This is a genomic window from Lentzea pudingi (genome assembly GCF_014646255.1).
In the GTDB taxonomy this organism is placed as follows: domain Bacteria; phylum Actinomycetota; class Actinomycetes; order Mycobacteriales; family Pseudonocardiaceae; genus Lentzea; species Lentzea pudingi.
In genome coordinates this window covers 225,389-237,632 of the sequence record NZ_BMNC01000002.1, presented here as the reverse complement: position 1 = coordinate 237,632, position 12,244 = coordinate 225,389, and the positions used below count along the sequence as shown (strand labels likewise).

The 12,244-nt window shown below is 69.4% G+C and carries 11 protein-coding genes; 9 read left to right on the top strand and 2 right to left on the bottom strand.

All coding sequences use genetic code 11. The features are described 5' to 3' along the window. The first annotated feature begins 80 nt into the window (after nucleotides 1–80). A complete protein-coding gene (locus IEY88_RS07000) occupies nucleotides 81–1,616 on the top strand; it encodes an alpha/beta hydrolase (RefSeq protein ID WP_189153803.1) in 1,536 nt (511 codons plus the stop codon). A 63-nt stretch (nucleotides 1,617–1,679) separates the two neighbouring features. Here the strand turns inward: IEY88_RS07000 and IEY88_RS06995 are convergent, their stop codons facing one another. Next, the gene (locus tag IEY88_RS06995) at nucleotides 1,680–2,390 is read right to left on the bottom strand and encodes a hypothetical protein (RefSeq protein WP_189153802.1); all 711 of its coding nucleotides are present in this window, start codon (nucleotides 2,388–2,390) and stop codon (nucleotides 1,680–1,682) included. A 175-nt stretch (nucleotides 2,391–2,565) separates the two neighbouring features. Between IEY88_RS06995 and IEY88_RS06990 the strand changes: the two genes are divergently transcribed. From IEY88_RS06990 to IEY88_RS06955, 8 genes are all read left to right on the top strand, one after another. Continuing rightward, nucleotides 2,566–3,909 (top strand): ammonium transporter, encoded by a 1,344-nt coding sequence (locus IEY88_RS06990; RefSeq protein ID WP_189153801.1) that lies wholly within the window; start codon nucleotides 2,566–2,568, stop codon nucleotides 3,907–3,909. After that, on the top strand, nucleotides 3,906–4,244 hold the full coding sequence (locus IEY88_RS06985; RefSeq protein ID WP_189153800.1) for a P-II family nitrogen regulator: 339 nt from the start codon (nucleotides 3,906–3,908) through the stop codon (nucleotides 4,242–4,244). Before IEY88_RS06990 ends, IEY88_RS06985 begins: the two co-directional genes overlap by 4 nt. An 18-nt stretch (nucleotides 4,245–4,262) precedes the next feature. Beyond that, complete coding sequence (locus IEY88_RS06980) at nucleotides 4,263–6,587, top strand: [protein-PII] uridylyltransferase (RefSeq protein ID WP_189153799.1); 2,325 nt, start codon at nucleotides 4,263–4,265, stop codon at nucleotides 6,585–6,587. A 275-nt stretch (nucleotides 6,588–6,862) separates the two neighbouring features. Beyond that, the gene (locus IEY88_RS06975; RefSeq protein WP_189153798.1) at nucleotides 6,863–7,873 is read left to right on the top strand and encodes a hypothetical protein; all 1,011 of its coding nucleotides are present in this window, start codon (nucleotides 6,863–6,865) and stop codon (nucleotides 7,871–7,873) included. A 69-nt stretch (nucleotides 7,874–7,942) separates the two neighbouring features. Then, complete coding sequence (locus IEY88_RS06970) at nucleotides 7,943–8,503, top strand: AAA family ATPase (protein WP_189153797.1); 561 nt, start codon at nucleotides 7,943–7,945, stop codon at nucleotides 8,501–8,503. Beyond that, entirely contained in the window at nucleotides 8,500–9,114 is a 615-nt protein-coding gene (locus IEY88_RS06965) for an HAD family hydrolase (protein ID WP_189153796.1), read from the top strand. Before IEY88_RS06970 ends, IEY88_RS06965 begins: the two co-directional genes overlap by 4 nt. A gap of 26 nt (nucleotides 9,115–9,140) precedes the next feature. After that, nucleotides 9,141–10,703 carry a signal recognition particle protein gene (gene ffh / locus IEY88_RS06960; RefSeq protein ID WP_189153795.1) on the top strand — a complete coding sequence of 521 codons (1,563 nt, stop codon included), beginning with the start codon at nucleotides 9,141–9,143 and terminating at the stop codon, nucleotides 10,701–10,703. A 2-nt stretch (nucleotides 10,704–10,705) separates the two neighbouring features. Next, nucleotides 10,706–11,761, top strand: coding sequence for an amidohydrolase family protein (locus tag IEY88_RS06955; RefSeq protein WP_189153794.1), 1,056 nt, complete (start codon nucleotides 10,706–10,708; stop codon nucleotides 11,759–11,761). Here IEY88_RS06955 and IEY88_RS06950 read toward each other — a convergent pair. Beyond that, on the bottom strand, nucleotides 11,758–12,234 hold the full coding sequence (locus IEY88_RS06950; protein ID WP_189153793.1) for a carboxymuconolactone decarboxylase family protein: 477 nt from the start codon (nucleotides 12,232–12,234) through the stop codon (nucleotides 11,758–11,760). The genes IEY88_RS06955 and IEY88_RS06950 overlap by 4 nt on opposite strands. Nucleotides 12,235–12,244: the final 10 nt, after the last annotated feature.

The following is a 12,244-nucleotide window of genomic DNA, read 5'->3' as shown; positions in this document are numbered from 1 at the left end:
CCTACCTCAGTTGGTTGTCTGCGTCACACGATCGGTGGAAGCGTTCCTCCCGGAAGTTCGGGGATCCAGGGAGGAATTCCATGCAACCGATGGTGCGCGTCTTCGGCGCCGCGATCGCCAGTTCCGCTCTAGTTCTGGGCGCGAGTCAGGTCGCGATCGCGGCTCCGGAAGGGCAGCCGGAGTACAAGGTCGGCGCGATCGACTGGAAGCCGTGTGAGGAGAAGCCGACGGTCGACTGCGGCTTCCTCGAGTTGCCGATCGACTACAAGAAGCCGAACGGCGAAAAGTTCAAGCTGGCCGTGTCACGTCTCAAGGCGGCCGACCCGTCCCAGCGCATCGGCGCGATGGTGATCAACCCCGGTGGACCGGGTGGGTCGGGCGTCGACTTCTCGATGTTCGCGGACGGGTACTTCAGCAAGGAGATCATCGACAAGTTCGACGTCATCGGGTTCGACCCGCGTGGTGTCGCGCGCAGCGCGCCGATCAAGTGCTCGGCGGAACTGCTGCGGAAGACGCCGTCGAGCTACCCGAAGACCAGAGCCGAGTTCGACGCGCTGGTCGTGTTCAACAAGGCGCTGCGCGAGGACTGCCGCAAGCAGTCCGGCGCGATCTTCGACAACGCCTCCACCGCGGAGGTGGCGCAGGACATCGACTCCATCCGGCGGGCGCTGGGTGAGAAGAAGATCAACTACTACGGCATCTCGTACGGCACGATCATGGGTCAGCACTACGCGGAGCGCTTCGGCAAGAACATCCGCGCCATGATCATCGACTCCAACATGGACCACAGCCTCGGCACCAAGCAGTTCCTCGACTCCGAGGCCCGCACCGCCGAGGACTCGTTCAACGAGTGGATCAAGTGGAACGACCGCGACGCGTCGTCGCCGTTCCACGGCCAGGACCTCCGCAAGATCTGGAAGGACCTGCTGGCCAAGGCCGAGCGCGGCGAGGTGCCCGCTCCGTGGGACCCGACCGCCAAGATGACGCCGGAGGACCTCGGCGGCGGTGTGGTCAGCATGGCCTACGGCCCGAACTGGAAGGGCTTCGCCAACCAGATCAAGCAGATCATCGACGGCGCGCAGGCCCCGAAGTCCGCGTTCTCGGCCTTCGCGGCCGAGGAGACGTTCGACAACCCGTTCCCCGGCATCTTCTGCAACGACTACAACCTCCGCGTCAGCTCGTGGGGCGAGTACCAGTCGCTGACGAAGTCGGAGTACCGGATCGCGCCGAACACGCGTGGCTCCTCGCTCGGCCACGGCGCCATGATGGGCTGCGTCGGGTTCCCGAAGGCCACGAACCCGCAGCGCACGCTGAAGATCAAGAACGCGCCGAAGATCCTGCTCACCAACGCCAAGCACGACCCGGCGACGGCGTACGAGTGGGCTGTCAACGCGCACCGTCAGTCCCGTGACACCACGGTCTTCGTGACCTACGAAGGCTGGGGCCACGGCGTCTACGACCGCAGCGAGTGCACGCTGAAGATCAACAACGAGTACCTCGTCTCGCTGAAGCTGCCGCGCAACGGCACCTCGTGTGCCGCTGTCGAGCCGCCGGCCGGGCCGTCGCCCATGTCCGTGAAGCCGCGGATCCCGGCGGGGCCGTTCTCGGTCGCCTGAGTCAGGTCACGCCCGTGCCCCCGGTGTTCGCACCGGGGGCACGGTGCTGTGGCGGGCGGCCCGCTAGCACCTCTCGCCGACGCGGAAGGCGTGGTCGCACCAGACGGTGTGCCCGGCGACGTCGGCCGGTACGGGGGCCGTGACCAGCGGGCGCGAGCTCTCGTCCTTCGTGATCACCTTCGTCACCGGCACTCCGTCGATCGTCAGGTCCACCTCGACCTGCCACCTCGCCGTCCGCGTACCGGTCACCTCGACCGCGATGTCCTGGCGGAAGCCGTCCGGGCCCACCTCCCGCGCGGGCACCCCGGCGTTGACGACCTCACCGTCGCGGCCCTCCGCGCGCACCACCGGGGGCCGGTCGTCACCGGCGCAGTGGGCCAGGTGGTGCGGTGCGGGCGGGAGGGGCTCGGTGCTCACGACCCGCACGCGCACCTCGGTGAGGGTGACCGCCTGGTCGGACCTCGGCGTCATCGCCAGCGTCATGGCGCTGCGCCCGGTGTCGTGGATCGTCGGGTACGCGTAGCGGTCGTGAGCGACCGCGCACGTGGCCGGACCGCCCGCGTCCTTCATCTGCCAGTACGTCAGCAGGGTCCACCCGCCCTCCTTCGTCCGGGAGACGCCCAGCCCGTGCACGGACGGCTCCGGCGGAGCGGTGGAGGGTGCTTCGACGCCCTGCTGCACCGGGAAGGCGTGCAGGAGCTTGTACCCGATCACGGCGAGTGTCGCGAGCAACGAACAGGGGACGACCACCAGCACGATCAGGAAGGCCCGCATCAGCCCACGGTAACCAGGAGGCTCCCGTGAGGGGGTCGAATCGAGGCGTTGAACGCCGTGAAACGCGGACGTAACAACGTCGCCCCCACAGTTCACCTCCGCGAAACGTTCCACGCGGCTCGGTGAAACAGGACATCTCGATGCTCCCTGCAACCGACGTGCAGTGGAGGTCGAAGTGGATACAGGGGACACCGCCTGGGTGCTCACCAGCGCCGCATTGGTGCTGCTGATGACGCCGGGCCTGGCCTTCTTCTACGGGGGCATGGTCCGTTCGAAGAGCGTGCTCAACATGATGATGATGAGCCTGGGCGCGATGGCCGTCGTCGGTGTCCTCTGGGTGCTGTTCGGGTACTCGATGGCATTCGGCGGGGACGTCGGCGGAGGCCTGCTGGGCAAGCCGTTCGAGTTCTTCGGCCTCGACGGCCTGCTGGCCGCCGACTCGTTGTTCGGCAAGATCCCGAGCACGGTGTTCGTGGCGTTCCAGGCGATGTTCGCGATCATCACGGTCGCGCTGATCTCCGGCGCCATCGCCGACCGCGCCCGCTTCGGCCCGTGGCTGCTGTTCGCCGGTCTGTGGGCCACGATCGTCTACTTCCCGGTCGCCCACTGGGTGTTCGACTTCGACGGCAAGGACGACGCCGGCAACGTCATCGACCCCGGCGGCTGGATCGCCAACAAGCTCCTCGCGATCGACTTCGCCGGTGGCACGGCGGTGCACATCAACGCCGGTGCGGCGGGTCTCGCGCTCGCGATCGTGCTCGGCAAGCGCGTCGGCTGGCCCAAGGAGCCGATGAAGCCGCACAGCCTGCCGCTGGTCGTGCTCGGCGCCGGTCTGCTGTGGTTCGGCTGGTTCGGGTTCAACGCCGGTTCCGCCCTGGGCGCCAACGGCACCGCGGGCGTCACGTTCGTCAACACCATCGTCGCCACCTGCGCCGCGATGCTCGGCTGGCTGCTGATCGAGCGCATCCGCGACGGCAAGGCCACGACGCTCGGTGCGGCGTCGGGTGTCATCGCCGGTCTGGTCGCCATCACGCCCGCCTGTTCCGCCGTCACCCCGATCGGTGCCATCGCGATCGGTGCGATCACCGGTGTCCTCTGTGCTCTCGCCGTGTCGCTCAAGTACCGCTTCGGCTTCGACGACTCGCTCGACGTCGTCGGCGTGCACCTCGTCGGTGGTCTCGCCGGCACCATCCTGATCGGCTTCTTCGCCAGCGACGCCGCGCCCGCCAAGGTCAACGGCCTGTTCTACGGCGGCGGCTTCGACCAGCTGTGGCGCCAGGCCGTCGGTGCGTTCGCGGTGCTCGGCTACTCGTTCGTGCTGAGCCTCGCCCTCGGTTACCTGGTGAAGTTCACCGTCGGGTTCCGCGCCTCCGAAGAGGCGGAGGTCGCGAGCATCGACGAGTCCGAGCACGCTGAGCGCGCCTACGAGTACGGCAGCCTCACCAGTGCGCGGGGCACCGGCAAGCCGAGCGTGGCCGCGGGCGCGACCGCGGTCCTCGAGGGGAGCAACAAGAAATGAAGCTGGTCACCGCGATCATCAAGCCGTTCACGCTCGACGACGTGAAGAGCTCCCTGGAACAGCTCGGGGTGCTGGGCATGACCGTCAGCGAGGTGCAGGGCTACGGCCGCCAGAAGGGCCACACCGAGGTCTACCGCGGCGCCGAGTACTCGGTGGACTTCGTGCCCAAGATCAAGATCGAGGTCGTCATCGACGACGCCGCCGTCGACAAGGTGCTCGAAGCGGTCGTCGAGGCCGCCCGCACCGGCAAGATCGGCGACGGGAAGGTCTGGGTCACTCCGGTCGAGACAGTCGTTCGTGTGCGCACGGGCGAACGTGGAACGGACGCGCTTTAACAACTGGGGAGACGGTCCGTGGAGAACAACGAAACGGCCGTCGTCACGGCTGACGACCTGGTGCGAGCACGCGAAAGGCTGCTCGTGCCAGGTCGTCGTCGCTTGACCGCCGAACCGCTGCGCGAGGCACTCGTGGACCTGCACGAGTTCTGGCTCACCAAACACGCGGGGGGAGCGGGGATATCCGGAACGGGTGTCGCGCTCGTGGCGGTCGGCGGGCTGGGGCGGCGGGAGCTCGTGCCCTACTCCGACCTCGACCTGGTTCTCGTGCACAACGGCGTCAAGAACATCGATGAGATCGCCGAGAAGCTCTGGTACCCGCTCTGGAACTCCGGCATCGGGCTCGACCACTCCGTCCGCACGGTCGGGGAGGCGCTCCGGGTCGCCGCCGGTGACCTGCGCACGGCGCTGGGGCTGCTGGACGTCCGGCACATCGCCGGTGATCCCGAGGTCACGCAGAAGCTCGCGGACGGCGCGCGGCAGGCGTGGCGCGGCAACGTCCGCAACCGGCTGGACGAGATCGCCGAGTCGTCGCAGAAGCGCTGGTCGCGCAGCGGCGAGATCGCGCACCGCGTCGAACCCGACCTCAAGCACGGCCGCGGGGGACTGCGGGACCTCACGATCCTGGACGCGCTGTCGCTCGCGCAGCTGGTGGACCGGCCGTCCGCCGACGTCGACGAGGCACGGCGGTTGCTGCTGGACGTGCGCACCGAACTCCGCCGGGTGGCGCGGAAACCCCGTGACGTGCTGCGGGCGCAGGACGGCGACGAGGTGGCCTCCGCACTGGGGCTGGCGGACCGGTTCGCTCTCGCCCGTTCGCTTTCTTCTGCCGCACGCACGGTCGTCTACGCGTTCGACGTGGCTGTGCGGGCCGCTCGCGCCGCCGCTCCGAAACGAGGCCTCGGCGCGTTCCTCCGCGGCCAGCCGCCGCGCAGGCCGTTGGACGAAGGCGTTGTGCTGCACGGGTCTGAGGTGTCTCTCGCCCGTGACGCGGTTCCCAGCCGTGACCCGGCGTTGTTGTTGCGTGTCGCGACGGCGGCGGCGCGCAGCAAGCACCCGATCGCGGCCGGAACGCTGACCCGGCTCGCCGACTCCGCACCGGAGCTGCGCCAGCCGTGGCCGCGGGAGGCGCGTGAGGAGCTGCTGGCGTTGCTGGGCAGCGGCAACGGGCTCGTGGACGTCGTGGAAGCGTTGGACCGCACGGGTTTGTGGGGCCGGCTGTTCCCCGAGTGGGGCGCGGTGCGGGACCTGCCGCCGCGCGACGCCGCGCACATGTGGACCGTGGACCGGCATCTCGTGCAGACCGTCGCGCACGCCGCACGGCTCGCCACCACGGTGGCACGGCCCGACCTGCTGCTGCTGGGCGCGTTGATCCACGACATCGGCAAGGGCCGCCAGCAGGACCACTCCGAGGTGGGAGCCGCGCTGGCGACCCAGATCGGCGAGCGGATCGGGTTGTGGCCGCAGGACGTCGAGACGTTGTCCGCGATGGTCCGCCACCACCTGCTGCTGCCGCACACCGCGACCCGGCGTGACGTCGAGGACGAGGCGACCGTGCACCGGGTCGTCGAGACGCTCGGCGGCGACACTGTTCTGCTGGAACTGCTGCACGCGCTGGCGGAGTCGGACTCCATCGCGACCGGGCCCGGCGTGTGGACGGACTGGAAGGCCGCGCTGATGGCCGACCTGGTCGCCCGCTGCCGCACGGCGATGGCCGGGGAGGCGTTGCCCAAGCCGGAACCGCTCGACCCCGTGCACGTGGCGATGGCGGAACGTGTTGCGGCGTCGGGAAAGCCGGAAGTGCTGCTGGAGAAGCAGGACCACGCGGCGGTCGTGACGGTGCTCGCGCCGGACCGTCCGGGCGTGCTCTCGAAGGCCGCCGGCGTGCTCGCGCTGAACTCGCTGGAGGTCCACGCGGCGACGTTGCGCTCACACGGCGGTGCGACGGTGGACGCGTTCACGGTGTCGCCGCGGTTCGGTTCGCTGCCGGACGCTTCTCTGCTGCGCGAACAGCTCTCCCGGGCGATCGAGGGCTCGTTGCCGTTGGCCGACAAGCTCGCCGCGAAGGAACGCGACTACGGCGGCCCGCCGCTCGACCCGCCGCCCGCTCGCGTGCTGTGGTTCGACGACGAGTCGACCGGAGCGGTGGTGCTGGAACTGCGTGCCGCCGACCGGATCGGGCTGCTGCACCGCGTCGCGGGAGCGCTCGAACAGTGCGGCGCCGACGTGCAGTGGGCGCGCGTGTCCACGTTGGGCGCGACGGTCGTCGACTCGTTCAGCATCGCGGGCGCCGAGCTCGATCGGCGCCGGATCGAACGGGCGGTGCTCGACGCGGCCAGGTAGAGGTTGAGTAGCTCTACGCACAACCTCTCCGGGTGCTCACGCTCCTGCGCGGTTCGGAAACACGGCAGGGTTCGTGGTGTCCGGAAAGCGTCCTCGAGGGGTGGTGGCTTCCCGGACTGGCAGAGGCGGTGGTGCGAGGTGACGGCGCCGGGGGAGGTACCGGGCACCCGCACCACCGCCGATCCCCTTGTCTGACAACGAGACAGGTTCCTGGACAAGCTCCACGAGACCTGGGCAAGGTCGAGTTCTCGTTGTTCTGACTGGGGAGGAAGAACTTGAGAACCGCCATGGTGGCCGCCGTCGTCGCGGCCCTGCTCGTTCCCGGCACCGCACAGGCCGCTCCACTCGCCCTGGAAGACCTCGGCACGTTGCCGGGTGATCTGCGCAGCACTTCCGTCGACGTCAACGACTCCGGCTCCGTCGCCGGCAACTCCTACGGCACCGGCACCTCGCAGCACGCGGTGCGGTGGGACCGGTTCGAACAGATCAAGAAGCTCGCCGACCTCGGGTTCGACTCCGGGGCGACCGCCATCAACCGCGACTACGTGGTCGCCGGGTACGCCATCACCGCCTCGGGCCAGACGCAGGCCGTGAAGTGGGGCTCCTCCGGCCAGCTGACGCAGCTGACCGTGCCGGGCGCGACCAGTTCCATCGCCTACGACATCAACGACTCGGGCACGGTTGCGGGAGCCGCCACGATCAATGGCGTCACACAGGCGGTGTTGTGGGCCTCGTGGGGTGAGTCCACGATCCTGGGCGAGGGCAGCGCACGGCACGTGACCACCAGCAACACCGTCATCGGTACCAGTGGCAATGACGTGGTCCGCTGGAACGCGTCAGGCGTGCGCACGGTGCTCGACGCGGGCGTGTTCCTCGGCGCCAACCAACTCGGCGAGGCGACCGGCACCGTCGGTGGCAACGGTGTGCTGTGGCTGCGCAACGGCAAGACGCAACTGGGTGCCGCCGCACGGCCGTTCGACATCAACGACAACGGGGCCGCAGTCGGCGAGCTGTCGTCGCAGGCGACCCGGTGGGACGTCTCCACCGGCTCGGTGGAGACGCTGGCACCGGCGCCGTCGCGCGCCGCCGAGGTGAACAACTCCTGGGTCGTCGCCGGCACCGTCGGCACCTCGGCGGCCAGGTGGGACATGGGCGGCACCCAGACCGTGCTGCCGTCGCTGCCCGGTGCCGCACGTCACTCCGTGACCGCCCTGAGCGAGGTCGGGCACGTCAGCGGTGTCGCGACGTTCGCCGACGGCACCTATCGCGCGGTGGCCTGGCGCTAGAACCCTGTGCATTTCACCTGAAATCGGGCCAAACTGAACGAGAGGGATGGTCGAAACGTCTTCTAGGACATGACCGCCGTGTTGAACACGCAGATCGCCACCGTCCGAGTGCGTCCGCGCTCGCTCGTCGTCCTCGCCGGAATTCCCGGCGCGGGCAAGACGACGCTGCTCACACGCCTCGACGCCGACGAACCGGTCACCGTGCTCGACTCCGACCAGGTGCGCTCGTGGCTGGAGCCCCGCGTGCGCCTGCCGTACAAGTACTGGCGCGTGTTCGTGCACCTCTCGCACCGTCTGCGCGTCTTCTGGGCGGCGCTGTTCTGCGCGGGCCTGCTGGTGGTGCACGAGCCGTCCACCAGGCCCGGCACGCGCTTCATGCTGGTGCTCGCCGGTCTGCTGTCGGGGCGTTCCCGCCACTTCCTGTGGCTCGACGCCTCGGCGGCCCAGGCCCTCGACGGCCAGATCGCCCGCAAGCGCGTCGTGCGCACTCACGCTTTCGAGCGACACGTTCGCCGCGGTGACTCGATGCGTTCCCAGTTCGAGGCCGGTTGGGTGCCCTTCGGCTTCAGCGGCGTGACGCTCCTCACCCGTGCGGGGACCTCGGGTGGTCTGCGCATCATGGTGTCGTGATCAAGGCTGTCCTCTTCGACTTCGCGGGCACCCTCTTCGGGCGTCCGACCTACCAATGGCTGTCGCAGCGGCACCTCTCCGTGCTGCGCGCACCGGCGCCGTTCGTGGCGCGGATGAACGCCGCCGAGCGCGCGGTGTGGGACGCCCGCGACCTCACCGCGCTGGCGAACCGGTCAGCGCACTGGATCCTGTTCCGCCTCGCCGGCCTGCCGTTCGACGACGAGCTGTTCCAGCGGCTGCACAACCCGGCGTTCTGGCTGCCGTACCCCGACACCGCCGCCGCGCTGGAGGCCGCGCGGCCGTTGAAGGTCGGGGTGCTGAGCAACATCTCCTGGGACATCCGGCGGGTGTTCGCCCGCGAGTCGCTGTCCGTGGATGCGTTCATGCTGTCCTTCGAGCTCGGCGTCTCGAAGCCGTCCCCGCGGGCCTTCGACGCGGCGTGCGTCCGTCTTGAAGTCGAGCCCTCGGAGTGCCTGTACGTCGGTGACGACCCGGTCGCGGACGGTGCCGCGGTCGCCGCCGGGCTGCGGTTCGCGCACATCTCCACTGCTCCGGTCGGACGCCGTGAGCCGGTCCTGTTGGAGGCCCTGGCGAGCCACGGGATCGGGTGAACGTCCGGTTAGCTAGTCTGGGAGGCGTGTTCTCCACGCTTTCCGACCGGCTGACCACGGTTCTCCAGGGCCTTCGCGGCAAGGGCCGGCTCAGCGACGCCGACATCGACGCGACCGCCCGCGAGATCAGGGTCGCCCTGCTCGAGGCCGACGTCGCGCTGCCCGTTGTGCGCAACTTCATCGCCAAGGTGAAGGAGCGCGCCAAGGGTGCCGAGGTCCACCAGGCGCTGAACCCGGCGCAGCAGGTCGTGAAGATCGTCAACGAGGAGCTCGTCAACGTCCTCGGTGGCGAGACGCGGCGGCTGAACCTCGCCAAGAACCCCCCGTCGGTGATCATGCTGGCGGGTCTGCAGGGTGCCGGTAAGACGACGCTCGCGGGCAAGCTGGCGAAGTGGCTGAAGGGCCAGGGCCACACCCCGCTGCTCGTCGCCGCCGACCTGCAGCGCCCGAACGCGGTGACGCAGCTCCAGGTCGTCGGTGAGCGCGCGGGCGTGCCCGTCTTCGCCCCCGAGCCCGGCAACGGCGTCGGCAACCCCGTCGAGGTCTCGCGTCTCGGCATCGCCGAGGCCAAGGCCAAGCAGCACGACATCGTCCTCGTCGACACGGCCGGCCGGCTCGGCGTCGACGAGGAGATGATGCAGCAGGCCATCGACATCAGGGCCGCCGTCAACCCGGACGAGATCCTGTTCGTGGTCGACGCCATGGTCGGTCAGGACGCGATCAACACCGCCACGGCGTTCCGCGACGGCGTCGGCTTCACCGGTGTCGTGCTCACCAAGCTCGACGGCGACGCCCGCGGTGGTGCCGCCCTGTCGGTCCGCGAGGTCACCGGCCAGCCGATCCTCTTCGCGTCCAACGGTGAGAAGCTCGAGGACTTCGACGTCTTCCACCCGGACCGGATGGCGTCGCGCATCCTCGGCATGGGTGACGTCCTCACCCTGATCGAGCAGGCCGAGCAGCACTTCGACCAGGAGCAGGCCGAGAAGGCCGCCGCGAAGCTGCACACCGGCCAACTGACGCTCGAGGACTTCCTGGAGCAGATGCTCGCCATCCGCAAGATGGGTCCCATCGCGAACCTGCTCGGCATGCTGCCCGGCGCCGGTCAGATGAAGGACCAGCTCGGCATGCTGGACGAGAAGCACCTCGACCGCATCCAGGCGATCATCCGCGGCATGACCCCGGCCGAGCGCGACGACCCCAAGATGATCAACGGCTCGCGCCGGCTGCGCATCGCGAACGGGTCGGGCGTCAAGGTCAGCGACGTCAACGACCTGGTCAACCGCTTCTTCGAGGCCCGCAAGATGATGGCGTCGATGGCAGGCCGGATGGGCTTCGGCGGCGGTGGCGGCAGCAAGACCCGCAAGGGCAAGAAGGGGAAGAAGGGCAAGGGCGGACGCGGCCCGACGCCTCCCAAGATCAAGGGCGGCTTCCCGCCCGGGATGTTCCCCGGTGGCATGCCCGGCGGTCTGCCCGGAATGCCTCCCGGCGGGATGCCCGACCTCTCCGCCCTCGGTGGCGGCATGAACGAGCTTCCTCCCGGCTTCGACCCGAAGAAGTTCAAGTTCGACGGGGACGACAAGAAGAAGTGACCATGCACCTGCGCGGCGTCGTCCTGCCGGACGGCGAGCCGCGAGACCTGTGGGTCGTCAACGGCCGCGTCCGCACCAAGGCGGTGCCGGGCGCGCAGACCGTCGTCGACGGCGGGTTCCTGGTCCCGGGCCTGGTCGACGCGCACTGCCACGTCGGCCTGGGCCCGAAGGGCGGCGTCGAGTTGCCCGAGGCCGTCGAGCAGGCGATCACCGACCGCGACGCGGGCACGTTGCTGATCCGCGACTGCGGCTCGCCGATCGACACGAGGCCGTTGCAGGAGCGCCTGGACCTGCCGCGGATCATCCGCGCGGGCAGGCACATCGCCCGGCCGAAGCGCTACATCCCGTACATCAGCGTGGAGGTCGAGACCGACCTCGTCACGGCGGTGGCCGAGCAGGCCGCGTACGGCGACGGCTGGGTCAAGCTCGTCGGCGACTGGATCGACCGCGACGCCGGTGACCTGGCTCCACTGTGGACGGATGACGACCTGGCCCAGGCCATCAAGGTCGCCCACGACGCCGGCGCTCGCGTGACGGCACACGTGTTCGGCGAAGACGCGCTCCCCGGCCTGATCAACGCGGGCATCGACTGCATCGAACACGGCACCGGCCTGACCGACGACACGATCTCGCTGATGGCCTCACGCGGCACGGCGCTGGTGCCGACGCTGATCAACATCGAGACGTTCCCCGGCATCGCGGACAAGGCAGGCAAGTACCCGAAGTACGCGAACCACATGCGCGACCTGCACGCCGGCGTCTCCGCCACGGTCGCGTCCGCGATCGAGGCGGGCGTCCCGGTCTACGCGGGCACCGACGCGGGCGGTGGCATCGCGCACGGCCGCATCGTCGACGAGATCGTCGCGCTGCACGGCGTGGGGATGAGCGCGGTGGACGCCATCGGCGCCGCGTCGTGGGGTGCCCGCGAGTGGCTCGGCTTCCCGTCGCTGACCGAGGGCGCGGCCGCGGACATCGTCGTCTACGACCAGGACCCGCGGGAGAACCTCGAAGTCCTCCGGTCGCCGCGCATGGTCATGCTCCGGGGCCGCATCCACTAGGCGTGCTGGGCGAGAGCGCCCACCTGGTACGAGCCGCCCTTCTGCCGCGTGATGACGGCCATCCGGTTGGCGGCGTTGATCAGCCCGAGCAGGCAGACCAGCGCCGCGACCTGCTCGTCGTCGAAGTGCTTGCGCACGTTGTCCCAGGTCTCGTCGCTCACGCCCTCCCGCGTGAGCACCGTGCCCTCCTCGGTGAACGCCAGCGCGGCCTGCTCGGCCTCGGTGAACACCGTGGTCTCGCGCCAGCCGGCCACCAGGTGCAACCGCAACGGGTCCTCACCCGCCGCGATGGCCTCCTTGACGTGCATGTCGAGGCAGAAGCCGCACCCGTTCAACTGGCTCGCGCGCAGGCTGACCAGTTCGGCCGTGATCGCAGGCAACGACGTCTGGTGGACGGCCTGCCCGAGCCCCGCGAACCGCTTCGCGATCTTGCTGCCGGTCTCGGTGCCGAAGAGGTTGAAACGCGGTTCCATGGTCTTTCCT